The sequence below is a fragment of the Marinagarivorans sp. genome (genome assembly GCF_982758155.1).
Genome location: NZ_CEXWTU010000042.1, coordinates 1 through 26,535 on the forward strand (window position 1 = coordinate 1; position 26,535 = coordinate 26,535).

Sequence of the window (26,535 nt, forward strand, 5' to 3'; positions counted from 1 at the left end):
TGGTACTGCTGCCCAACGAGCAAACAGCCCAAGAAACACTGGCATTACTCGCCGATGAAGAAATCGCCAAGCTCGAACCACAATTTAATAACGGCGAGTTCAAGCAAGCACAGCGTACACTGGCAAGCGTGCTAGAAATATTCCCCGGCCACAGCTCCCCTGCGATGGACAAAGCCCGCGCTAAAATGACCCAGCGCAGCAAACTAGAAAAACTACTCGAAGACGGCCACCGTTTATACAAGCGCCGAAACTATGTGGAGCCAGAACAAAATAATGCCGCCGCCAGCTATCAAGCTGCGCTTGCCATTGCGCCAAACTTAAAGCCCGCAAACGAAGGCCTTGAACGCATCGCTAAAGCGCTCACTAAACAAGCCGCCGGTGCACTGCGAGACAACAACCTTAAAAATGCCCGCCATTACACCCATCAAGCGCTCACAATATTACCCAATTACTTGCCTGCACTCGAAATGGAAAGCAACCTGCTCAGCTCTGCTTCAATAGAAGAGAAAACCGAAGCACTAATGGTTCAGGCTGAACGCTATACCAGCAAAGGTAATTTCTACACTCCCGCAGGGCGCAACGCCTATGAAACCTATACCGCCATACTGGCACTGGATAAACGTAATACTCTCGCCCTGGAGCGCCGACAATCATTGGCTTCGCAATTCCAAGAACGTGCTCAGCAATATATTGATGAAGGGAACTACTCCCAAGCACGGGCACTCGCAGATAACGCCCTCAGCAATTTCCCAAAAACACAAATTGTGAAAACGGCAGCCACAAACATTCAGAAATCCATTGCCCAGCATCAGTACCAATATCAACCACGCATTAACACCATTCGTGCGTCTGGGACGCCCAAAGTACAAATTGATCGCGATCAACCACGCACCATCGCTGTTAACGACAAAATATTTTTTAAGTTTAACTACCAAAACTTCGAGAGCGCTAAAACCGTGCTTTCAGCCAAACTCTATCGCGGCGACAGCAGTGAAGCTTTAGGCAGCAAACACCTTTTTGTGAAAGGCCTTAAAGGTGAAAGTGAATTTGTATTTGATTTAGCCCGCGGCGGCACCCAAGCAGGCCGCTACCGCATCGAAATTATTGTCTCGGGCAAGGTCCTCGCTCAACTTTATTTTCGTATAGGCTAACCTCAGCCCGCCCGCATTCATCCAAGCATAGGTTATAAGGGACGAGGCAATAATAGTTTATCCAATTAGGCGAAGAGATCGACTTTCTTATCGAGGCGCTTAAAGGGGCGCATGCCGGGGCCTATAGGACATAGGTCAGTAGGGTAACGCATGGAGCAGTTACCGAGGCATGTAACGCTTTGAGCAACGAAGGTAAGGATGTCGAAATCAAGCATTAGTGGATGAAATATTGTTTCCTCGTCCCTAAATCCATCGCTCATTTGCACGGCGTTTATAACCTATAGCCCGCTTTAATCCCCCGTCAACACACCCTATATAACCAGCAGTATTTTTAAACTGACGCTTGCGCCCTATTAATCTAACGCTTATCTCTAAAATGAGCCGCTCCTCACAACCCATACTTAAGTATGTGATATTGTTAATATTGAATTAAGCAAAGCACGTCTTTATTCCATTTTGAAATCAGAATAAAGCAGCAGTAATGTGTAATAAGCGTGAAACAGGAGCTCTCAGTGACAGAAGCCGCCAAAGCAGTCACCAATGTAATTGCCCTAGACCCAATACTCAGCCCGCAAGAGCGAGCCCATCTGGGGAAGCTGCCGCCGGCCTTAGCCTGCGTCAACCAAAAAACGCGCATGGTGTTAAAAGCACTACTGAACCACTGCTTTGAACAATGCAACGACAGCATTTTTCAAACTGCTGACAACGCAACATCGCCTCAAATACAAGACCAGCTGTTTGATGCAAACCGCTTACTTCGCTCCCAACAAACACATTTTTGCCAACATTTTCTCGGCGGTATCGACATCGCCTTCAGCCGGCTAGTCAATATCCAAACAAGAAGCTCTGCCAAAACAGCAGGCTCACTCAATAACGAGCCCGAAGACGCAAGCCGTTGGAATATTAACTTAGAAAGAATTGAAAACGACGCCATCGCACAAAACAAAAACCTGCTCGCAAGCATTGCTACTCGTGTAAAAGGTGTCCTTAAAGCTAACAAGATAGATAGCCCTGAGAATGACAAACCTCATGAAGGCAACCCCTTGCACCCAACAGTATTAACCCGCCTTTACAGTGAGCAAATAACGCGTTTACAGCTCTCAGCACCAGCCTTGCACTGCGTCAGTCAAGTATTTCAAACCTCCTTTTTTGAGCAGCTGCACAACATATATGCCGCTATCGAAAACTTGCTTGACCAAAATGGCGTAGCCAAAGCCAAAGAGTTCGACAGTCATTTTAGCGGCAAGCATATTTCACAACTCAGCCAACGGCAGCCCAAAAGCAACGCACCATCAAATGAGATTACGGCGAGCATTCTCACTAGCGTGCTTGGCAACAACAAAGCCTCAAAGCAAGTCACCCGCAAAGAACTCATCAGCATTTTAGAGGTTGCACAACGCGAACTCTGCAATGCCACCGCTGTTGAGGCCTCAACCTCAATGCTTCAGCTATTACAGCAGACGCAAAAACACTTGAGTATTTCTGGCGAGCTTTGCAATTACGAAAAAGAGCTTATCAAGCTGATTGGCGTAATGTTTGAAGTCGTCACCCAAAACAAAAACTTAGAGCTCATTGCCAAGGGTTATATCAATCGCCTACAAGTCACCGTCATTAAGCTCGCCCTGATCGATAACACTTTTTTCGAAAACAACCAGCACCCTGCACGCAGTTTATTAAACGAACTCGTTTTGGCTGGGCTTGGCTGGCAACAAAAACAAGACCCAAATCTAAAATCTGAAACCATTCGCACCCTAGATCGCATTACGCGCAGCATCCTCGAGAACTATGGCTCCGATTCAACAACATTTACCCAAGCGCTAATCGTTTTGCGAAAAACGCTCAACAACGAGCGTCAGCAACTCTCACTACTTGGCATCCGCCTGCACGGTAGCGCACAAGGTAAAACCAAAGCGCAAGAAGCCGAAAATGCTACCGATACCATCATTGCAAATATCCTCAGCACTGCCAATGCAGCCCCTGTAGTTCACGCCTTTGCGAATAAGCTTTGGCGCAATGCTATGCTCGTTACCGCTATGCGCGACAGCATTACCTCTAAAAAATGGCACACTCAAACCCAGCTCCTCGAAACTATCTGCCGGCTCACAACGCCCTGTAACACTGTTGCCGATAAAATTGAGCGCAGTAACACCCTGCCTCAAATCATGCTGCAAATACAGAAAGCCCTCACTAGCTGCGCGCATAACGCCTTCGATACTGCCGAAATTTTAGAAGAACTGCACCGCACCTTGTGTGCATGCCTAAAAGGCAAAGCAGCGCCCGAGCACTACCAACTCAAAAATGCGCATCAAAACGAAGCACCCGCACCGGGAAGCTTAGAAATTTCACAAAAAGCAGATTCAAGCACCCAAGCCCAGCGCACCACAACGGCTGATGCCAGCACCCCCAGCAGCAATAGCGCGCCCACACAAAATACAGAAACCACGCCAACAACAGATACCCTACTGTACGAACAGGTCACTCAGTTTCCGCGTGGCGCCTTATTTAATTGGCAAGAACCTGAAAAAGGTATTATTCGCTGTCAGCTCGCCGCTATTATCAAACAAACCAATCGCTATATATTCATTAATCGCAATGGTATTAAAGTTATCGATATGGCCATTGACGATGTCATAGCCGCCATAAAAAGCGAGCAACTCACCCCACTCGAAAATAACATGGTCTTTGACAAGGCTCTTGAAGAGGTTGTTACCGGCTTGCGACGAAGCCAGCAGACCCCCATCAGCAACCAACACCCCTAAGCCGCCAACTCCTGCTTTCACTAAAAAGTAGAAAGACAAACGCTATTCGCCCCTAACTTTCCACTAGCAACAAACTCTTCGCTTGCTGCTAGTCTACTCCGCGCCTATAATGGCCAACTTGACGTCAATAAGCCGCTGCCGAGGCAGTTGCTTATGAGTAGTCTTCAAGTAGGTGCAAGGTTTAAGCATTGAAAGACAACACTTTTCCAGTGAGATGGTTTTGCTTTTTTAAAACCATCTCATAAAGAAAAGGGGGCGATTAGGATTCGACGCCGGTAACAAAATCTAAGGTGCATGTCGTGATGGTAGCCAATCACGTTAATCCAAAGCTGCAAACTTATTAGTTGCCAATGACGACAACTACGGTGCCCAACTAGCTGCGTAAGTAGCCTGTGAAGCACTATCTAGCGGTTCGCCGCTAGCGGTCTTTAACAAGGTGCCAGTACCGCGTTAACGCCCGTCATATATAACTGGATAGCTGTGTTGTTTAGATCGTGGCAACATTGCAAAACTTAAGCGAACTCGTCCTCCACGCCCTGCCCGTTGGGTAGTGATGGGATTAAATTAATCAACGGAAACTAAGCATGTAGAGCCGAAGACGGAGTGCTGACGGACGCGGGTTCAAATCCCGCCGCCTCCACCAACAAGGGATCCTAAGGGGTCCAAAGAAAACCAAAAAAGCCTGTAAATTCAACGATTTACGGGCTTTTTTGTGCCTATAGAGCTCTAAGCCGTCTTTAAACATCCTACTTTTTTAGTGGTTCGCTTATGTAGTACTATCGCAAAGCTAGTAAAGTTGGCGCTACCAAAATGGGTAAAATCACTAAGCTACTCATACGGAGGCAGGGATACCTCAAAGCGGCTAAGCGAATTACGGAGGGCCTTTTTATGTGCAGAACCCATTCACTGCAGAGCCTGATTTTGGCGTAGCCAGTATTAATTACGATTTGAGTGATCTACTTTCAAAAGCAGTAGCACCGGAGCATAGTCTATGAAGCTAGAAAAAATTACGCTAAAAAATTTTCGGTGTTTTAAACACATAGGCATCGAGCTCCATCCGAAAACAACCATTTTAGTTGCAAATAATGGGCAAGGGAAATCGACAATACTGGATGCGATTAGAATTGCATTATGGCCTTATGTAAGCCAATTCGATTTAGCCAAAACCGCCTATGCTGACCCGGCTAACACGATTACTGTCGACGATGTAAGAATAATAAAATCAATTGAACAGCAATCGAAAGCATTTGGCGCATTAGATGAAATGGCAAGGCAATTTACGGCCTCTATTACTGCAACAGGAGAGTACAACGCCCAGCAAGTATCATGGCAGCGCTTTCGTGATAGTGAAGCCAGAAAGTCGCAAACTAAAGATGATGTCGAGTGCAAAAGCCTAAAAGCTTCAGCTAAGACTTTACAGAAAGTCGTTAGAGACCTAAGTAAGCAACCTATCGACTTGCCCGTATTTGGATATTATGGCACTGGCCGCTTATGGAGAGAAAAGCGCCTTACCGATAGGAAAAAAGGCACCACCGAAAAAAACAACGAACAAATCAGAACCTTTGCTTACCGAGACAGCCTAGACCCAGCATCGAGCTTTAAGCAATTTGAAGATTGGTTCACCTCCGCATTTATACAAGTTATGCAGAATCAAATTCAACAAATTGAAAAAGGCGCAACATTTATAGATATAGACCCAGCGCTTAAACGTCCCGTTAAAGTTGTACAAGAAGCAGTAAATACCGTACTTAACCCCGTCAACTGGCAAAATCTGCAATACAGTGAAACTTACGATAAATCGTTAATTTTAAAGCATACCGAGTTAGGCGTAATGAAAGTGTCGCAGCTCAGTGATGGCATTAAAAATATGCTCGCCATGATTGCCGATATCGCCTATCGCTGTGTGTTACTCAATGGCCACCTTGGTGAAGATGCTGCCAGAAAGTCATCAGGCATTGTAATGATTGATGAAATTGACATGCACCTTCATCCAATTTGGCAACAATCGGTTATCGGCTCCTTACAAGAAGCCTTCCCCAGAATTCAATTTATTGTTACCACCCACAGCCCTCAAGTACTCTCCACAGTACCTAAAGAGTGTATTCGAGTTCTCGGCGTAAATTCTGAAGGTGATGATATTGCAGCCACGCCTCTTGCAGCATCTTACGGCGAGCCTAGCAATGATGTATTGCAAGCCATTATGCATGTAGACCCTCAGCCACCTGTACCTGAAAAAGATTTACTTGATGAGCTCACCTCGTTAGTCGACCAAGGTGAATATCAGTCATCTCGCGCAACAGAGTTATTGGCTGGCCTTAAGCAAAAACTGAATGATCAACATCCACAAATTTTAAGAATAGAGCGCAGTATACGCAGGCAAGGGGCACTTAAAGGATGAAGGCAATTACCAAGAGTGGCAATGGTGGTTATCAACTAAATAGATCTCATCAAACGCCACCAACAACAAGCGAGCAAGCTTCTAGCCGTTGGAGCAGTTTTGGCTACAAGGCAGACGTCACAGGCCATCTACTCACCGAACAATATGGCCTGTGTGCGTACTCAGAAGTACGTCCAGACCAATTAGGCTTAGGTACACATATCGAGCATGTCGAACCCAAGAGTACTAATCCGGCACGCACGTTTGATTACAGCAACCTAGTACTCAGTACGCTTTCAAGTGATGATTTAAAAATCATTGATAAAACTGAAGTCTTTGGCGGCCATGCAAAACTCAGTCAATACGACGCACTGTTGTTTATCTCATGCTTACAAGCCGATTGTACTCGCTATTTTGTGTATTTATCCAATGGCAAAGTGGAACCTGCAAACGCATTAAGTGAAGCAGAAAAACAGCAGGCGAAATACACCATTAAATTGCTCAATCTAAACAGCCCTTATTTAGTCAACCGACGCTTTAACTGGATAGACGAATTAGATGATTTGATCGATGAGCATATTCGAAAGGATATGTTTTTACCTCACTTAGCGTCTATCGACCTCTTCCCTGTTAGCGATAAACTTAGCCCATTTTTCACCGCCACCCACCAGCGCTTTGGAAGAATCGCCGAAAGAATTCTGGCGGACGATGCTCCGGAGCTACTATAAATGACAAAAATATGAATCCCTAAAAAACCAATCGAAGTCGCTTTAGCCCTAGACGACATTAACGTCGCTGCAGCGTGAGAAAAATCCATTTACCACGACCACCTAAGTACCTTGAGTTTGTGGTGGGCACGACGCTCTTTGGCGGCAGCGCGTGTGATCATACTTGCGCAAATGGTGAACGCTGACAGGGACACTAAATTATCGCTCTAGCTTTGCTTCACTCACTCACTTGCCATCGCTTATTCGCATCCATGCAATTCAACGATTTCAAAGCCCCCCTGATTTAATAAGTGGCTGACAACTTCAGAAACACCAACATCATCAAAGATGGACGTGCGGTTTTCAATATTGCAGGTAATAAGTATCGATTGGTCGCTTGGATCAACTATGCCTATCGTGCGATGTACATTCGGCTTATCGACTCCCATACGTAATACTACAAGATCGATTTACAAACTATTTAATTGCCTTAAAAGGTAGAAATGAGAGGCATACACTATGGACATCGAACCTATTGAAACTAATACCGACTACCGAGCGGCATTAAATGAAATAGAAACACTAAGACTAACTGCCCCTGACAAACCAGAAGGTGAAAAACTGGATGCAATGGTCACGCTTATCGAGGCCAATGAAGCAAAACATTTCGCAATGGAATTACCCGATGCTTTTGAGACGATCAAATTAGAAATGGTGCATAAAAGTTTAGGCATTTCAGCCGCCCCCCTAATCAAGCCGCCGCATGCGTTATAACGCAAACTCTCAAAGTATTGCAGAGATAGATTCAAGGCTCGCAGCACTCAAAGAGGAGCAAAAACAGCTTTTAGCCCTCAGAGAGCAACTGCAAAAAACCTCGCCTATTTATCCTGACTCGACTTCATATTCACCAGAACAAAAGGTTTCCATATTCAGAAGTTTGTTTCGCGGGCGAAACGATATTTTTGCTAACAGATGGCAAAACAAACTAGGTCGCAGTGGCTACTCTGTCGCCTGCAATAACGAGTGGGCACAAGGAATCTGCCACAAACCTCGCATCAAATGCCAAGATTGTAACCACCGGCAATTCACAGAAATCAATGATCAGATTATTTATCGACACTTAGCCGGACAGCTAGTGGTTGGCCTCTACCCATTAATGCAAGACAACACTTGCTACTTTCTTGCTGCCGATTTCGATAAGGGCAAATGGCAAGAAGAAGTTAAAGCGATGTCAAACGCCTGCCAGAATTTCGAAATACCACATGCTATTGAGATTTCACGCTCAGGCAACGGTGCACACCTTTGGATTTTTTTCAACGAAAATGTCCCTGCTAAAGAAGCAAGGTTATTGGGGTTCGGCCTTCTGGATAAAGCCATGGAATTATACCCCAGCCTATCCTTTCACTCTTATGATCGCCTTTTTCCAAATCAGGATATTTTGCCCGAAGGAGGATTTGGCAACCTAATAGCTTTACCTCTGCAAAAAGAAGCGAGGCTATCGGGCTTTAGTTCCTTTGCTGATCCTGAACTACATGTTATCCAAGATCAATGGCAACATCTTGCTCAAATGAAGGCCATTTCTCATCAAGACTTAAGTAAGCTGCTCACTGTAATTTCACCAAACGCCACACTTTTCGATGAGCAAGAAGTTGTTGAGAAAAAACCACCATGGCAAATTAGCGCCAAAACAAAGCCTCTAGCCTTAGAGAACCCACCAACGAAAGTTTCAGTAACACTCGCAAATCACGTTTACTTTGATTTGAGTGAAATACCTAGCGCTTTGGCCGCCAGACTCAGACGACTCGCCAGCTTTTCTAATCCCGTATTCTTCAAAACACAGGCGCTGCGCTTTTCGACTCACGGTATTCCACGATTTATTTCCTGTGCTCGAATAGACCAAGGCTACTTGGCAATACCTCGAGGCTGCTTAGATGAAGCACGTGATCTATTGACAGAGAATCAGATTGAGCTCCAAATAAACGATAAACGCGAGAGCGGCACCAAACTTACAACCACCAAGTCGTCAATCAAACTCAGAAAGAATCAAGAAGCAGCGGTGCGGGCCATGATCAAGCACGACGCTGGAATTCTTCATGCTCCAACGGCTTTCGGAAAAACGGTTACCGCCATTGCTATGATCACAAAACGCAAAGCTAATACCTTGATTCTAGTTCACACTAGACAACTACTAGATCAATGGAAAGAGCGGTTAAAGTCATTCATGCCAAATATAGATGTCGGCACCATCGGCGGGGGAAAGAAAAAGCCAACGGGCATCATCGACATAGCCACTTATCAAAGCCTGATCGACAAGAAAAACAATTCCATTTCTGAACTTGTTCAAGACTATGGCCATGTCATAGTTGATGAATGTCACCATGTTTCTGCACCACGTTTTGAAATGGTTCTGAATGAAATTCGAGCTAAATACCTGCTGGGTCTGACAGCAACACCAGAACGACAAGATGGTCACCAGAAAATAATTTTTATGGTAGTAGGACCTATTCGCCACAAGATTAAGAACACCTTGGAGGATAAATTTGAGCAGCAGGTCATTGCTCATCAAATTTACAACACATCACCCAGCAGCCAATCCTTCCTGAAGAAAAGCCGAAAATTTCAGAAGCATACCGCTGGATTATGGAAGAAACTGAGCGAACAGAGCGCATCGTTTCGGATATTCTGATGTGTGTTCAGCAGTCAAAACACCCGATCGTACTCACCGAGCGAAGAGAACACGCCGAAACCATCAACTCGATGTTATTGGAAAAAGGGGTCGATTCGATAGTTTTGAAAGGTGCAATGCGCGTAGGAGAGCGAAAGAAAATCGATGCACGACTACCTACCGCCCAAGTGGTGGTTGCGACAGGAAAATACGTTGGCGAAGGGTTTGACTTACCAAGATTAGATACTTTGTTCTTGGCCATGCCCATTGCCTGGAAAGGGTCGCTGGCTCAGTATGCCGGTCGCATCCATAGAGAATCAGAAGGCAAGGAGTGCGTTACAATTCACGATTATGTCGACTTCTCGCTTCCTATGCTGCAGCGCATGTTCAACAAGCGAGAGAAAAGTTACAAGGCAATGGGATACAAAATCGAGTTCGCAGATTCCACATTACCTGTCGATATAAAGTCAAACGCGCTTCTGCTAGCGTCTGACAAAATGGATTCCGAAGCTCCTGCATAAGCATAAGCCCGCCTCAGCATTTAAAAGCTCTTTCCAGACTAAATCGACTGAACCCAACCCGCGCCTCAGCCTACTACCTAGCCTTGAGACAGACCAAAACCTCTAAGGTCGTTTACCACATCCGCTCGCGGCCATTTTTATTGCTCAGAACATGGCACGCAGCCGCTTACAGACTTGTCAGCAATTATTGGGGGCGAAAGCAAAGCGTCTTAATTTCGGCGGCTTTACCCTAAAAACCGTAGCTGGGAATCAAAAAGGTGCGTATCCCCTTGCTGAATGCTCGGTGTGCCAAGGGGATGCTAGACTTAGATAGTTCAACTGCGGTTTTTTAGGTTAAATGACCTAACGCGTACTACCTGCCATGCATTTTGCGTTACGATAACGTTAGATTAAAATTGAACACCCCATTAGAGCCCGGAAATATGCCAACAGACACCGATCAAAACTATCTGTATATCCCCTATTCAGGCCCGGCCCTGATTGAAACGCCACTGCTCAACAAAGGCAGTGCATTTTCGAAAAAAGAAAGAGAGAACTTTAACTTAGCGGGTCTATTGCCGCCGCGCTACGAAACCATCGAAGAACAAGCTAAGCGCTGCTATCAGCAATACCTCTGTTTTAACGACAACCTCAATAAACATATTTACTTACGCGCCATCCACGACAACAACGAAACATTGTTTTACCGCTTAGTCCGTAATCACCTTAGTGAAATGATGCCGATTATTTACACCCCTACAGTCGGTGATGCCTGCGAAAGGTTCTCTGATATTTACCGCAGTGCACGCGGTTTATTTATCGCTTATGAAGACCGCTTTCAAATTGATGATATTTTACGCAACGCAACCAAAGGGAAGGTAAAGGTTATCGTGGTAACCGATGGTGAGCGCATTCTAGGCCTAGGCGACCAAGGTATTGGAGGCATGGGCATACCCATCGGTAAGCTATCGTTGTACACCGCATGCGGCGGTATTAGCCCTGCATACACATTGCCGGTGATGCTAGATGTGGGCACCAATAATCAAAAACTGTTAGACGACCCTATGTACATGGGTGTGCGGCACGAGCGTATTAGCCAAGATGAATACGATGAGTTTTTAGATCTATTCATTAAAGCAGTTAAGCGTCGCTGGCCAAACGTATTACTGCAATTTGAAGATTTTGCACAACCCAATGCAATGCCGCTGCTTAAGCGTTACCGCAATGAAATTTGTAGTTTTAATGACGACATCCAAGGCACGGCTGCCGTCACTGTCGGTTCGCTATTAGCGGCATGTCGTATTAAAGGCGAAAAACTATCGCAGCAAAAGGTCGCGTTTGTGGGCGCAGGTTCCGCAGGCTGCGGCATTGCAGAGCAAATCGTCAGCACTATGGTTGCCGAAGGTATTTCCGACACCAAAGCACGCTCACAAATCTATATGGTTGATCGCTTTGGTTTACTGGCCGAAGGAATGGATGGCTTGCGCGACTTTCAGTCTGCGCTAACACAAAGCAAAGAAGATCTTGAACAGTGGACATACAGTGGCGAATACCCCTCGCTACTCGACGTTATGCACTGCGCTAAGCCCGATATTTTAATTGGCGTTTCGGGTAAGCCTCGCTTATTCACTGAGCAAGTAATACGCGCTATGTACTCAGCTTGCCCAATGCCCATTATTTTTCCACTTAGTAACCCTTCAAAACAAGTCGAAGCGTTGCCCGAAGATGTTATCGCCTGGACAGAAGGCAAAGCCATTGTGGCTTCCGGCAGCCCCTTTGAGCCAGTGCATTACAATGACGAAATTTTTCCAATTCCGCAGTGTAACAACAGTTATATTTTCCCGGGTATTGGTTTGGGTGTCATTGCGGCAAAAATCACGAGCATTACTGATGCAATGCTTATTGTTTCAAGTGCCACACTGGCTGAATCTTCGCCTTTAGCAAACACCGGTGCCGGCAGCTTACTTCCGCCACTCACAGAAATTGCATCGCTCAGTAAGCGCATCGCCTTTGCAGTGGCGAGACAAGCGATGCGAGAAGGCGTTGCCGTTGAGCTCTCGGATGAGCAATTATCGGCAGCTATTGAGCGTAACTACTGGCTGCCGGAATACCGCGACTACAAACGCTGCAGTGTCTAAGGGGCGTGCACTGAATAAGTTGCTGGAATTTGGGTTTTTGGGTGCTTGCTTGACGAGGCGAAAATATGGCGTAATAGCTGGCTATTGCAAATATTTTTAACGAAGGCAAGCCTGCACCCAGGAATTCAAAAACGGGAAGTTATTTAATGCACGCCCCTAAGGAGTACTGCTGAGCCCAACCGGCTTTAGCCAATGATGCTATTGGGTAATGGGCTGGGCTCTTCTGGCTGCACCGACTTATGCCGATGCAGCCAAAACCCTACCACTCAAAGCGCAGCCCAAATAATGCAGGACAGGCACTCTAAAATAATAACGGCGCCCAAAAATCAGTAAAAAAACTAGAACTCCTCTACCCTCAAGAAACTTCTCGCCCATAGACACAAAACACACAATAACCCCAAAGCTAATGCCTTGGGGTATTTATTGACGCAGGAGTGATGGTTGTTAGTGCCGCAGAATTACAATTGAAGTCGCTTCGAACTAAGCGGCGCGCTTTTTCCTGTGCTTAGCGAATAAAGCGACGTGAAGGGATTCACTAATGCCGCAAAACGCAGGGAGCGTAAGCGCGGCAGATAGTGTTGCACAAAATATTGTGTTTGTAGAAGCCTAGTATCGATGTCGACATTAAATCGTATGTGCATGGGCGATACGTCTGACGGGATTGAGTTTTTTTCAGAATTTAGAGTGCATGTCCCGTCAGTATTAATGTTGTAGAAAGGGGTATCGTCTATCGACACCAATTGGCTACGCGGCTGAGTCATGGTTGTTTATCCAGTTCTTTATGGTTTAACACTAGATAATAATGGCTGAGGAGTCAAATAGCGGATTGTTTTAGGATTGGCGTTCGTTATAACTTATTGTAGTGAGTTGACGCGTGCCTGCCTTCGCCCCCCCTATTCGCTAAAGAACTTCAATAAAAACCTCTTTGGGAATGGCAAGATAGCATTTGTAGAATTTGTTAAATAAAATCGTATAATATAGCCAACGACTATATGGGTTAAACTTCCTCTTCTATTTTTGGCACAGACAAGAGTACTATGGTGAAAAAAATAAATATAACCGAGATATTATTGAAGAATAATATCTCGTCAATCCTCGCTGGAATCATCTTGATTATCGCTGGCGGCATTGCCAATATAGTGCTAATCAACATTGTTAGTAACAGCCTTCAATCTGAAAGTGACCCGTTATTTTCTGCGCCCTATCTGTTTATCAGCGTATTGATTGCGGCCTTTACCCTTAACGTTACTGCTCAGTGGATACTTGAGGGTATAGGCCACAAAATTGTTTACAAAATTCGTGATCATCTACTTAGACAAGTACTTCAATCTGATCCTGAACAGTTCCAACGCCTAGACAGAAGTAAAATCTACAACGCATTTTCCAAGGACATACTACAAATCCTACAGGCTATCGAGTTTACACCCTATACGCTGTACGGAATTTCACTGATAGTAGGTGGCTGTGGCTATATGCTATACCTGTCGTGGCAATTGGCCTTAGTCGTTTTGGTTGCTTTAGCTATCACACTCATTTTTTGTAACAAATTAGTCTCGTTAGCTGAAAAAATGCACCTTCGTGATAGAGGTATTCAAAACAGCTTGGTTAGCGCCTATGGAAACATTATTGATGGCCATAAGGAGCTGGCATTGAATGAGCTCAGAAGTAAAAGTGTATTCGATGAAGTCATGACTGGCCCAGCATTAGAATCAAAAGAAACCCTCACTCGCGCTGGACGAGTTATCTCTATAAGTAGCCAACTAATGGGGGTACTACCTATAGCATTGATAGGGTTGGTTTTATGGGGCATTTATCACTTGGATGTTGGTGCGTTTCATATCGGGGTAAATTTTGCCGTTATTTTATTGTTTATCCGACAGCCTCTAGGAAACCTGGTTCATCAAGTCGAGACAATAGTTCTTGGTAGAATTTCGCTACGCCACCTAGCCAATCTAGAGCTTCCTTTTCCAGCCGAAATGAGTCCTGCCCACGCATTAAATTTACAGTGGAAAACCATTTCAATTAAAAACCTCGTCTACAGATATTTTAATAATGAGAATTTCACACTAGGCCCTATAGATTTTACCGTTAACAGAGGTGAACTGGTTTTTTTGGTAGGTTCTAATGGGGCAGGAAAATCTACGCTCGTGAAATTATTGTGTGGATTACTTACACCGATTCAAGGTGAAATACATGTCGACAAAGAGACAGTCTGTAATAGTAATCGCCGTCAATATCGTGCAATGTTTTCTGCCGTCCTATCCGATTTCTTTTTGTTTGACAAAATTTTAAATCGAACTGCCAGCGCGCTGAACGATAACTATTTAGCAGAGCTTCTCGATCAGTTGGAGTTAGATCGAGTGGTATCAATTGATGACGGTGTATTTAGTACCGTTAGCCTTTCGACCGGACAAAGAAAAAGACTGGCGATGTTGGCCGCCTGCATGGAAGGACGTTCAATTTTAGTTTTAGATGAATGGGCGGCAGATCAAGACCCTAAATTTAGAAAGATATTCTACGAAGTAATATTACCGCAATTAAAGGCTAAAGGTCTTACGCTAATTGTCATTAGTCATGATGATCGTTACTTTCATGTAGCCGACAGACTCATATCCCTTGAGGGAGGGAATATCGCTCACTAGCACTATTCCATTCGTCAATAAAAATAATCAGGGCACGCACTCTCAAAAAATAACGTCATATAAATTCATAAAAACACAAGAAATCGCCTACTTTCAATAAATTTTCACTAACAGACCTAACACACAATAATCCCAAAGCTAATACCTTGGGATTATTGTGTGTGTTGGGCAGGAATAATGAGGGGGGATACTACAGACTAAAGCTTAAGTTAGAAGTTACGTTGCACGCCTTGTTTTTTGCCTGTGTCTAGCAAATAGAATCTGATACTGCTGCCCTAAACCCCTCCTTTCTCGTTAAGCGACAGTCATTTCTTTTCAATATTTAAGGGATCAAGTATGGGTGGCAGGCTTGTGGAGTTTACGCCCCGCAAAACGCACCTCAAGTTTCCGGCCCAGCTGTTGGCTTGCCTGCCAAACATACCGAGAGAGCCCCCCCTTAAAGGTATCTTAATTTTTATGACTAAGTAGCTTCGTAGCCGTAAATCTAGAAAAATACGCTACTAGCATCATTTTTTATCTTTCTCGCGCTATCGGGCAGTACTCATACTTCTTCGCGGTAGAGCCTGCTAAGTAGTCTGTGTTATTGTCTTAGAATAATTTTTGATGACCGGATTATAAATATCCCGCTAGGGATACTATAAATTTCCATTGTTATTTTCATTTACTTGAAGGGTTAATATGCTCAATGTTAAATCACTTTCTTGCGCGGTAACGCTTACTCTGGGCACGCTTGCGGGTAACGCGGTATTTGCAGAGAGTGGTCATAGTCACAATAAAAAGAGTCAATCGGCACAATCTCAGTATTGCCCCAAGGAATTTAATAAACAGCTTAATCCGGAAAGTATTCATTTTGAGTTAATTGCTGAAATTGAACCCCTAACCCCTGGCTTTGCTATTTTGGAAGGGCCAGTCTGGGTTGGCGATGCGCTTTTAATGTCGCATATTGGCTACGCAACCAACACTAATGCGAACCCATCAGATTTAGTTGTACTTAGAGATGGTAATGTTAGCGTATTAGAAAAAAGTTACGGCTCAAACGGTTTAACACTTGATAACGAGGGCCATGTTGTTTCGGGACGTCATTTAGATGGCACCATTACTCGCGTGATTAACGGTAAAATTTTAGCCTATACTTATGACGGTGTACGATACAACTCTCCGAATGACTTAGTTATTTCGAAAACAGGAAATATATATTTTTCTGACCCTAACTGGCAGACGCCTGATATGGATCCTTCAACCGAAAATCGAGAAATGCCTCAAGCAGATGAGCGTGCTTACCACGTAAGACCTAACGGTTCGACCACTGAATTTGCCGCTAAGCTTATTGATAAACCTAACGGTGTTATGTTGTCTGCCAACGAAAAGTTCATATATGTGGGCGGCATTAACGGCTTATTTAAATTCCCATTAAATCGTAAAGGCGAAGTTATTGATGAGCCGGTTCGAATTGATACTCTAAATGAAGGTATTGATGGAATGAGTCGAGATTGCGCCGGCAACATCTACGTTACCGGTGGAGGCTTGATCTCGGTACTTTCAAAGAAAGATAAGTTACTTGCAAGCTACGAAGTAGCTGGTGTAACGAATATTGCATTTGGTGGTGACGATGGGAAAACTATTTTTGCCACTACCGCAGGCGTTATGCCGCAAGTATTTTCAGCGACTAGTAATATTCCCGGACTACCTTATTAAGTGCGAGTAAAGCCTAAGGGCTATCGCGCCCACTAAGCTCTAAATGGAAAATCCTCAGGCGAATACCCTGAAGATTTTTTTGGTCTACGCAGGCAATCCGGTCTCGTCTCCCACGCCCCAAAACTCCATCATTATATTGAACCACGTGGCAATATTGTTAAAACCTAAACGCTAACATGAGTAATAACGTTGAGCGTCAAGCTAACACTATATTTTGCCAATTCCGGTCTTGCAGGCTCGACATTACTGAAGTGCCTCTATAACCATTTTGTTGTTTCCCTACAGCACCCCACCCCGAACACTTGATAGGGCCGAAGCTAAAGGCTTCATAAGGGTCAATTGTAGCAACGCCACCAACGCACCAGCTTACTGCACAACGACGCACTATAAGTTCCAGCGGCGGCGCCCTTACCCCTTTTCGACACATAAATTTTCACATCACGACAATGACGGCAGAAGCCATAAACCTGCTCTCGCTATCGTCTTCATCATCAGCTACGTCAAAGCGCCCCACACTGGGGCGAGATTATAGCGAAAATGAAAGAAAGGACTCTTTGACGATCAAGAATCGACCCTAAATCAAAGGGCCATGCTCCACTGCGAACCACTTTCGCCCCAGCATGGGGATAAACGGCCGCAAAGTTGCTAGAAGAGCAAGCCGCAGACCCATTCGGTGTATTTTTTGCTAATCCATTCTGTAAATGACGATTACGGGACGAGGAAACAATAATTTATTCAACTAGGCGAAACGGACTTCAAGTAAGCCGGCCGAATCAAACATGCGTGGATAAATTATGGCTTCCTCAGCCCGAACAAATAATTACACAATCACCAACTTATGCCCGAGAGGTATTTTTTATGTCCGTTAGCGAATCACGATTTCTTGCCATTAGCGAGATCACCTCAACGCCACCTGCCGAAGTAGAATTCCCCATGCCCCTCAGTGAAATTTGGGCTTGTGATGTATTTAACTTCAGCGCTATGGAAGAGTGCTTATCGAAAAAAGCATTTAAAGCGATGAAAAAGACCGTGGAAACCGGGGCGCCACTTGGCGAGGCAACCGCGGATGTCATAGCTGCCGCCATGAAAGATTGGGCCATGAAGAAAGGCGCTAAATTCTTTTCTCACATTTTTTATCCCATGACGAATGCGACCGCCGAAAAACACGATGGCTTTATTGTGACCAACGCCGATGGTAACGCCATTACCGAATTTACCGGCAGCCTGCTAATTAAGGGCGAGCCCGACGGGTCATCATTCCCCAATGGTAGTTTACGGATGACAAACGCGGCCCGTGGGTATACCGCATGGGACCCAACTAGCCCAGCTTACATTATGCATACCGCTAATGGGGCCACCTTGATGATTCCTAGCGTATTTATGTCTTGGACGGGAGAAGCGCTGGATAAAAAGATTCCACTTTTACGTTCCAATGCGGCTATGAATAGTGCAACGCAAAAAGTCTTAGCGTTAATGGGTGAAACAGACATTGCAACGCTGAATTCAAGCTGCGGCGCCGAGCAAGAGTACTTTTTAATCGACGAAAAATTTGCCAACAGCCGACCCGACTTACTCCTAGCTGGGCGCACACTCTTTGGCGCAGCCCCCGCCAAAGGCCAGCAATTTGATGACCATTACTTTGGAGCTATCCCCGAACGCGTGCAAGTCTTTATGCAAGACTTTGAAGATCAACTTTACCGCTTAGGTATTCCCGCCAAAACACACCATAACGAAGTTGCTCCTGGTCAGTTTGAAATTGCACCCTATTATGAAGCCGCCAACGTCGCGGCCGACCACCAGCAGTTATTAATGACTGTGATGAAAAACACAGCCAAAAAACACGGGTTCTTAGCCTTATTACACGAAAAACCCTTCGCCGGCGTTAATGGTTCGGGCAAGCATGTGAATTGGTCGGTAGGTAACTCCACGCAAGGTAATTTATTAGACCCCGGCAATACCCCCGAAAAAAACCTTAACTTTCTTTTATTTTGTGGCGCAGTTATTCGCGGTGTACATTTATTTGGCCCGCTGTTACGGGCTGTGATTGCTTCAGCCGCCAACGACCATCGACTGGGTGCTAACGAAGCGCCGCCGGCCATTTTATCGGTCTATTTAGGCGATCAATTAGAAAAAGTTTTTATGGATATTAAGGAAGGCAACCTTAGCCCTACCGAGTGTGGCGGCGATATGGACCTTGGCCTTTCGCAAATATTAACCTTCAAACGTGACCCAGGCGATCGAAACCGTACATCGCCTTTCGCCTTTACCGGTAACCGTTTTGAGTTTCGCGCTGTAGGGTCTTCGCAATCGGTATCTGGCCCCTTAGTCGCCATGAATACCATTTTGGCCGACTCACTCGAATGGGTTGCGCAAAAACTAGAGGTTTGCTTAAACGATGGTTTAGACCAAACCGCAGCCGTGATAACCGTATTAAAAGAACTGATGGATGAACACAGCAATGTGATATTCGGAGGTGACGGTTACTCAAGCGAATGGCATAAAGCGGCCGTGGAAGAGCGTGGCCTTAAAAACATACCCACTACTGCAGATGCCCTAGCGGCCTTTTTAGACCCCGCCGTAGAAACATTATTTAGCCGCACAAAAGTGCTCTCGCCTAAAGAGCTGAAAAGCCGATATGAGGTGTATGCGGAGCAGTATGTTTTAGCGATAGAGGTCGAAGCCAAACTCGTCATCGACATGGCCACCACCGCTATTTACCCATCAACTATGGGCTATTTAACCGAACTGGCCGATAGTTTATCAGCAGCCAGCGCACTGGGATTGGAAGCCAATAAAGACGTAGCCAGTAAAATTGTGAGCGAATCAAACAGCATGATGGCGACCGTGAGTGAACTGAGCGCCGCATTGGCCAGCCACGATTTTGATTCTACCGAAGAACACATGCAGAACTGCGCCGGTACGGTAAGAAGCTTAATGGATAAAGTACGTGAACATGCGGACATACTGGAAGGTTTTGTTGCCAACAAATATTGGCCCTACCCCAAGTATTCAGAAATGCTTTTTATTAAATAGCAACTAGCGTTACTTTTTTATGGCTCCGTAAAGCCACTTTGGTCGCATTTATGCGGCCCTTTTTTTAATGGCGCTAAACCATTAAAAGCGAGGGGAATTTGGTATTAGGGGCGTGCATTAAATAACTTCCCGTTTTTGAATTCCTGGGTGCTTGCTTGCCTTCGTTAAAAATATTTGCAATAGCCAGCTATTACGCCATATTTTCGCCTCGTCAAGCAAGCACCCAAAAACCCAAATTCCAGCAACTTATTCAGTGCACGCCCCTTAGCAGAATACGAGCCTGTACTAAATATTATCGATAGGATTTAAAAAATGCGTTGCGAGCGAATTTGGGGGGAACCGCGTAAAAACACTTAAAGCATAAAGGTTCAATTACTCTGATCAATAAAGCGGGCCAAGCCCTTAGGCCCGCGATTAAGCAATTACTTTTTCTTTTTAACACCTAACTCATCATGATACTTCTTGCGGGTATCTCCTAGCTTTTGCATTAATTCTTTAGCCGCTGGCAAACTATTAGCCGCTACTGCTGCCTCTGCGCTCGCCACTAACACATACAGCTTTTCAATGCCTTCGTCAAAAGTTTCTTGGTGCTCTGGTTTTACTGGCTGGCTTTTAGCGATATCTAAACCGGCCTTAAACAGCACAAGCTGCTCTTTAATGGCTGGAATACTGTCGCTATCTTTCATTGCTTTGTATGCACCGCCCATATCTTCCATCGATTGATGCAGTGGGCTAGGCTTTGAGCAACCAACTAGGGCTGCAGCGGCAAGTATGAGTGGGAACAACTTTTTCATAAATCAGCTCGTTAAGTGAAGTAAATAGGTAATGAACGCAATCAACTATGGCAAATAGATGAGGGTATGCGCCATTGTACCTAATTATTTCGCACCGTGGTTTTTCATCGTCGGCGGCACAACATTGCCTCGCGCCTGCAGGTCAATCGCCTCGGGGAACTGTTGATAAAAAGCACGTACCGCATTGGCTAACAGCATTTTTATTTCATCATTCACTTCCACCACAGCCTGCGCTGGCAATACGGTTAAGAAGGCCTTTAGTAGCTCTTCTTGCGGCGCAGGGACTTTACCTAACCAGCTCGCTAATAAGTCTCGATTAATGTGCTTGGGAATAGAGCCTAGCGTGCCCACATCGTTGTGGCTGTGCGATAACAGGCCAGACGTAGTACCGCGATCCAAAGTTAAAACCTGCAAGAAATACAAGGTGTGGTAGTCCAGCTGCTGCTGTTTGTCGCCGGCGGCAACCGGGGCTGCGGCTTGCTGGTTGTTATAAAACAAGGTGCAATAAGCATCAATAGCCGCGCGGCCAAAACGTTGGGCAAGGCCGCAATCCACCTGCCAATCACCGGAGTTAAATTGCTCTAGGTAGAAGTGTGTAACACCGCGATGACGCTCTAAAGCGGGAATATAAAAATAGCGATCGCCTTGCTGCGAACCCTCGGGGTAGAGCTCGCCACTGGCATTTTGTAAGGCATCAGCAAAAAATTGCTTATCGCTATCACTGTTAATCGATGGATTAAGGTCGGCCATCAGCCGCCAATAGCCCTCACCGGATTTAAGCTCGGTCCAGCTAATGTGCATATGAATCGACGGTGTTCGTGCATTTTCTGGATGAATAATCGTGGATATGGCTGTCGCACTATTCAGCGGCCGCTCCTCTAAGTCTTCATAAAACACTTGCGACATATTCACTGAAGCGCGGTTAAACAGCGCATCCTGTGCCATATAACGCACACCTCCGCCGTGCACGCCCTCATCCCTCAACCATTCAACAGGCTGAAAGGCTTGAAAGTCCGAGCTCAAACGCCCGCCTTGCAAGCTCAATTCACTAACAAAATAACGTTGCAAGCCTTCGATGATCTCTCTGGCAGTACAGGCTTTTGGGCTACTCGCGGTTTGACGTTGGCTCACGGCGGACTCTCTTTGCTGGGAATAAAAGCCGATTATGCCAGCTTAAGTGGGGTTCAACCTAGAGCCAGATCAAAAGCGCTATCAAAAGTAACTGCCACAAAAAAGGCCGCAAGCATGATACTGCGACCTTTCTACCCACCTGAATACTTTAGAGGTTGCCGATCATATTCCGGCCGCTTTGGCCAAAGCTCGGTGTATTCACTCCCGCCTTGTTAAGCAGGGTGAGGTACAAATCGCCAAAGGTATGTTGATCGTTACCGTAACGAATGTGGCGCCCAGGGTTAAGTGTGCCATTACCGCGACCTGCCAGTAATACGGGCATATTCACATAATCGTGCCGGTTGCCATGGGAAATCTCACTGCTCAGAAAGATCATGCTGCTATCAAGTAAGCTGGTACCGTCGATATCCGTTGTGGTTTTAAATTTCTGAAGCATGTAGGCAAACTCTTCAATCATCCACTTGTTCACATCCACGACCTTGCGAGTTGCCTCGGCCTTTAAAACAGGGTCATCCAGTAAATGGGTTAAATCGTGATGACGATCAGAAAAGCCTAAATGCGGATAAATATTAAACGAGAAACCGTTGGCAATCATAAAAGACTGGTAGCGAGTTAAATCACACTGAAATGCAATGGTCATTAAATCTGTCATCAATTTAATTTGTGCCGGGCGATTAGCCGTGTCGTTATAAGGTTCTGGAGCCGGACATTCATTGACCCCCTCCACTTCCACGATTTTCTTTTCTAACTCATTCAGTGATGTGACGTAATGATCAAGTTTAGCGCGATCGTTTTGGCCCAGCTGCTGATTAAGTTTAGTGATATCACCGCGCACATAATCCAGAATGCTACTGTTCATTTTTTTTCGAAACGCTTTTTGTTTAGCCGTTTCGCCAGAATCAAAGCCGCCAAACATACGGTTAAATAGCTGCGCTACGCTGGTTGTTTTACCGGTAGGTGTTTGCGGGCCAGACCATGAAATATTGCGCTCGTAAGCACAGGAATAACCCGAGTCACACGAGCCCGAACTTCCACCACCATCCATGCCCAACACCAAAGAAGGGAAGCGACTTAAATGGCCTAACCGTTGTGCCGCAAACTGATCTACAGACACTCCATTACCCAGACCTGGACCGGGGTCGTTAATCGGTGATGCCGTTAAAAAGGAACCCGTACCCGGTGCGTGGCCGCCCAGCCGTTTTTGCGCAATTTCATTATTCAAATTGGTCAATATCGATAAATCGTCTTTAAACGGTGCCAGCGGTTGTAAGGTTTCTTTTAACTGATAATTACTACCATCGGCATCTGGCGTCCAGCTTGGCATATGAATACCGTTAGGTAAAAAGTACGTTAGCATACGCGCGGGTCGAGCATCTTGCGCAAAGGCCGTTTTGCCAATGGGCATCATGGCCTCCAACAACGGTAAAGAAACTGCCGCACCTGCGCCGCCCAAAAAGTGACGTCGATTCATTTGTTTAATTCGCATATTACATACCCTCCACTGAATGTTGCACTCGGGTTTCGCGGAATGCGCGACTCAATACAATTTCTTCGATCACGTCACGGATGGCGTGCTGGCTGCCTTCGGTATTGCGGTAGAGCTCATAAATAAGCGGATAATCGTCCGCATCTTCAGGTTCACCTAAGGCGTGAATAGGCCGCCCCAAACCATAGGTTAAAATATTTTCCATAAAGCACATGGGCAAGCGGTAAGAATCTTTCAGCAGATCCGCTAACTGACCCGCGCCCTCAAAAGTTTCACCCGTAGGTAGTTCGCCACGGGAATCTACAGGCGCGCCATTATCAATATCTCTCCAGCGGCCGGCAAAATCGAGGTTTTCTAAACCAAAACCTATGGGGTCCATTAAAATATGGCAGTTAGCGCATTCAGGTTTTTGTCGATGCAATAAAAAACGATCCCGCGTGGTTGTGCCCTGCACATCGGGTAGATCGGCAATTGTGCCGAAGTTACCTGGGGGCGCTTTGGGCTCTGAGCATAAAAAGGTTTTAAGCACATAGGCACCGCGCCCTGGCGGTGAGGTATTTTTAGGGGCTGAAGTTAACGTCAGTATAGAAGCGTGCCCCAATAAACCTCGGCGAAATTCATCGGAGCTCACTCGCTGAAAATCACCGCCAGCCACACTCACACCGTAAAAATCAGCGAGTTGCGTATTGGCAAAACTGTAATCGGCATCAATTAACGTGGACAGCGGTAAATTATTATCTAGCACATGTTGTAAAAATAACCGCGTTTCTTCAGCCATTGCTTGCGCTAACGCATCATCAAAACCAGGAATTAAATCTGGTGCGGGTAAATTTTTCTTTCCGGCATCGCCCAAAATCCCATCAAAACGCAACCATTGCGAAGCGAAGTTATCGATAAGTGCCGCCGATTTAGGATCAACCAACATGCGCTGTACCTGCGCGCGCAACACATCGCCTTGCTGCAAGCTGCCACTTTCGGCCAAAGCGAAAAGTTCGGCATCTGGCATACTGCTCCAGAGAAAGTAAGATAAGCGTGAAGCTAATTCAAAACCGTTAAGCGGCATGGCGGTATCACTGGAAACCAACTCGGGACGGAAAGTGAAATTTTCAGACAACATCACAGCGCGTAAGGCGTAATAAAGACTGTAATCAAAATTTCCACCGGCATTGATGCCTTCATCAAAAATACCGATTAAACCTTCTAGCTCACCGTCGCTTAACGTTCGACGCCAAGCCCGTGGTGCAAACTGCGCGAGTAGCTCGCGGGCGCAGTCTGTATTCTGCGCATCAACACCACACGTTAATTGTGCAGAACGCGGTTGAATTTCGCCAGAAATGGGCCCTTCCACAGAAATCCAATCGACGATTAAATTGCGATCCTGGCCTTCGCCAAGAAAGAGATCATTGGTAAAATTAAGGCGAATATCCTGCCGTCCTTCTCCTAACTGCGCATCAATAACATAGGTTTTCAATGCATCAGCAGAAGCGCCAACATCAACCACACTTAATTCCCGCTCGCCAGCCATTACCCGCATTTTTGCATTTTCATCACCCGCGGCATCTTGCCCTGCACGAACGCTAAAGCGGTACAAACCCTCGGTGTCGGCCGTAAACGGAAAGGTAAAAACGCCAGGGACATTCATATTCCAAGCACCGTTCACCATACTGCCTCCCGAAGGGCTCAGCTGCTCGCCCTTGGCTTTGCGCAAACTGTATTTATTGAGCGGGCCTTCTATTTGAATCCAATCGTAAACAATATTTAAATCTTGCGCAGGCATGCCATCCATAGCCGGTACATAAACATCGTTATCGTAAAATAACGAAAGTTCGTGCGGGCCACCCGTAAGCTCTGTGCGTACGGTGTAAACACCCATATTGTCGACCGGTGCTGGTACAAAGGCCTCGCCACGGGATAAATTATCCACATTGAAAATTACATGCGGGTCCGGCCCAGGGCCTTCGCGCCCCGCCCTAATCCTAATTTCGTAAATACCCGATTCTTCGACCGAAAAGGGAACCAGCATATTGCCTAAAATTAGCTGCGCCCAGTAACCACCGGCTCTAAGGCTTCCTCGCGCAACGTGAATAACGGGGTCCGATTCTGCTTCAAAGTGGTGTAACTCACTCGCACTAAGTGCGCCCATCGCGTCGCGAATCAACACATCGGCGGCGGCTTCATAAGCTTCCATGCGGGCCGCATTCACTGACATTTGAGCACCGATGGTTGCGTAACCTTGCTTATTTTCGGTTTGTTCAGGAAAGGTATGCACAAACGTTTTTTGTGTATTGAAAAGGTCGCGTACGGTCGCGTCGTACTCGGCATCATTCAAACTGCGAATAACAACTGGCGCCACATGCACATCAAAATTATTCGGCTCTGAAGGAATCCCCAGCAAACCGCCAGCCCCAAAGCCGCCTTTCAGCGCGCCCAAATACGCAGTCACATTTTCCGCACAAGTTTCTTCACAGCGCCCTGGATTACCCATTGGCATAGTAGGGCCAATAATCGAGTGGCTAAGGTAGTCTGCGGTATAATTCTGAGTCAAAATTTCTTCAACTTTAACCTCCTGAATAACCGCGCCACCTTCAGCATTAGCACCATGGCACAAAGCACACTGGGCCTCATAAATCGCTTTACCCAGCGCAACAGGATCTAAGCTACTTGAACTGACACTCACTCCAGAGCTTATCGCGACATCCCCACTGCTACTGGCAGTCACTTGAGGAATACTAGATACAAAGCCTTCACTCAAAATGGACACGTCACTTGAAGCACTGCTGTTATCTTTAGCGACACATCCACCGAGTGTGGCCAACGCCGCGATAAGTAACCAAGGCCGACTATTGCGTGAAGCTTGTGGCAATAGCTGGCGAAAAGAAAAACGATATTCGGTCATGTTTACGCCTTTATCAGTTAAGGGGCTTTGATTCCCCTCCATTTAGTTATCCACGGGATTTGCGGGATAACGACAGGTTCAGGTCTAAGGGACGAGGCAATAATAGTTTGTCCAATTATCGGCTTTCTTATCGAGGCGCTTAAAGGGGCGCATGCCTTGGCATGTAACGCTTTGAGCAACGAAGGTAAGGATGTCGAGATCGAGCATTAGTGGATGAAATATTGTTTCCTCGTCCCTAACTACCCTATTCATTGTTAGCATTGTTATGCTTGGGCGCTAATATAGTGAAAGGCCTTTCTTGATTTATTTAAACACCAAAAAGTTATCGTTAACATCGGGTTTGCGACGAAATCAACTTACATACGGTGAGCAGCATCAGCATTGAATTTGTGTGATTCTAGTCACGTTTATTTTTGTTTTAGATCAACAATAAAAAGTCGAAAAGGTCACATTTTTGTGCATAACGATGGCATGCGTGAGCTCCCCAGCCACAGAGATAGCGGCTTAAAAAGAGGAATAGCGGTAAATGCATTAGGGACGAGGCAATAATAGTTTATCCAA

17 protein-coding genes and 1 other RNA gene are annotated in these 26,535 nt (G+C 45.8%); 14 read left to right on the forward strand and 4 right to left on the reverse strand.

Annotated features, from left to right (window positions below; translation table 11 throughout):
- From AC3A8L_RS07050 to AC3A8L_RS07115, 14 genes are all read left to right on the forward strand, one after another.
- Positions 1–1,151, forward strand: a 1,151-nt coding sequence (locus AC3A8L_RS07050; protein ID WP_487961530.1) for a hypothetical protein, incomplete at its 5' end; no start/stop codon positions are given.
- A gap of 512 nt (positions 1,152–1,663) precedes the next feature.
- Positions 1,664–3,910 (forward strand): DUF1631 family protein, encoded by a 2,247-nt coding sequence (locus tag AC3A8L_RS07055; protein WP_487961531.1) that lies wholly within the window; start codon positions 1,664–1,666, stop codon positions 3,908–3,910.
- 251 nt (positions 3,911–4,161) lie between these two features.
- Positions 4,162–4,553, forward strand: a transfer-messenger RNA (tmRNA) gene (gene ssrA / locus AC3A8L_RS07060).
- A 348-nt stretch (positions 4,554–4,901) separates the two neighbouring features.
- Positions 4,902–6,308, forward strand: coding sequence for an AAA family ATPase (locus tag AC3A8L_RS07065; protein ID WP_487961532.1), 1,407 nt, complete (start codon positions 4,902–4,904; stop codon positions 6,306–6,308).
- Positions 6,305–7,015 carry a retron system putative HNH endonuclease gene (locus AC3A8L_RS07070; RefSeq protein WP_487961533.1) on the forward strand — a complete coding sequence of 237 codons (711 nt, stop codon included), beginning with the start codon at positions 6,305–6,307 and terminating at the stop codon, positions 7,013–7,015. Before AC3A8L_RS07065 ends, AC3A8L_RS07070 begins: the two co-directional genes overlap by 4 nt.
- Before the next feature lie 87 nt (positions 7,016–7,102).
- Positions 7,103–7,225 (forward strand): DUF1156 domain-containing protein, encoded by a 123-nt coding sequence (locus AC3A8L_RS07075; RefSeq protein WP_487961546.1) that lies wholly within the window; start codon positions 7,103–7,105, stop codon positions 7,223–7,225.
- An 80-nt stretch (positions 7,226–7,305) separates the two neighbouring features.
- Complete coding sequence (locus AC3A8L_RS07080; RefSeq protein ID WP_487961534.1) at positions 7,306–7,449, forward strand: type II toxin-antitoxin system HigB family toxin; 144 nt, start codon at positions 7,306–7,308, stop codon at positions 7,447–7,449.
- A 64-nt stretch (positions 7,450–7,513) separates the two neighbouring features.
- Positions 7,514–7,768 (forward strand): hypothetical protein, encoded by a 255-nt coding sequence (locus AC3A8L_RS07085; protein WP_487961535.1) that lies wholly within the window; start codon positions 7,514–7,516, stop codon positions 7,766–7,768.
- Positions 7,758–9,680 (forward strand): TOTE conflict system archaeo-eukaryotic primase domain-containing protein, encoded by a 1,923-nt coding sequence (locus AC3A8L_RS07090; protein ID WP_487961536.1) that lies wholly within the window; start codon positions 7,758–7,760, stop codon positions 9,678–9,680. The genes AC3A8L_RS07085 and AC3A8L_RS07090 overlap by 11 nt, the downstream gene beginning before the upstream one ends.
- Entirely contained in the window at positions 9,635–10,180 is a 546-nt protein-coding gene (locus AC3A8L_RS07095) for a DEAD/DEAH box helicase (protein WP_487961537.1), read from the forward strand. The genes AC3A8L_RS07090 and AC3A8L_RS07095 overlap by 46 nt, the downstream gene beginning before the upstream one ends.
- Before the next feature lie 395 nt (positions 10,181–10,575).
- Positions 10,576–12,297 carry an NAD-dependent malic enzyme gene (locus AC3A8L_RS07100; RefSeq protein WP_487961538.1) on the forward strand — a complete coding sequence of 574 codons (1,722 nt, stop codon included), beginning with the start codon at positions 10,576–10,578 and terminating at the stop codon, positions 12,295–12,297.
- A 1,037-nt stretch (positions 12,298–13,334) separates the two neighbouring features.
- Positions 13,335–14,939, forward strand: a complete 1,605-nt coding sequence (locus AC3A8L_RS07105; RefSeq protein ID WP_487961539.1) for a cyclic peptide export ABC transporter — start codon at positions 13,335–13,337, stop codon at positions 14,937–14,939.
- Positions 14,940–15,617: 678 nt separating this feature from the next.
- Complete coding sequence (locus tag AC3A8L_RS07110; RefSeq protein WP_487961540.1) at positions 15,618–16,634, forward strand: SMP-30/gluconolactonase/LRE family protein; 1,017 nt, start codon at positions 15,618–15,620, stop codon at positions 16,632–16,634.
- Between the two features lie 858 nt (positions 16,635–17,492).
- A complete protein-coding gene (locus AC3A8L_RS07115; protein WP_487961541.1) occupies positions 17,493–19,667 on the forward strand; it encodes a glutamine synthetase III family protein in 2,175 nt (724 codons plus the stop codon).
- 422 nt (positions 19,668–20,089) lie between these two features.
- On the opposite strand, the gene AC3A8L_RS07120 is transcribed toward AC3A8L_RS07115, so the two are convergent.
- The 4 genes from AC3A8L_RS07120 to AC3A8L_RS07135 form a co-directional block, all read right to left on the reverse strand.
- Entirely contained in the window at positions 20,090–20,461 is a 372-nt protein-coding gene (locus AC3A8L_RS07120; protein WP_487961542.1) for a cytochrome b562, read from the reverse strand.
- An 84-nt stretch (positions 20,462–20,545) separates the two neighbouring features.
- Positions 20,546–21,592, reverse strand: coding sequence for a coproporphyrinogen III oxidase (locus tag AC3A8L_RS07125; RefSeq protein WP_487961543.1), 1,047 nt, complete (start codon positions 21,590–21,592; stop codon positions 20,546–20,548).
- Positions 21,593–21,740: 148 nt separating this feature from the next.
- Complete coding sequence (locus AC3A8L_RS07130; RefSeq protein WP_487961544.1) at positions 21,741–23,078, reverse strand: DUF1552 domain-containing protein; 1,338 nt, start codon at positions 23,076–23,078, stop codon at positions 21,741–21,743.
- A gap of 1 nt (position 23,079) precedes the next feature.
- Entirely contained in the window at positions 23,080–25,974 is a 2,895-nt protein-coding gene (locus AC3A8L_RS07135) for a DUF1592 domain-containing protein (RefSeq protein WP_487961545.1), read from the reverse strand.
- Between the last annotated feature and the right edge of the window lie 561 nt (positions 25,975–26,535).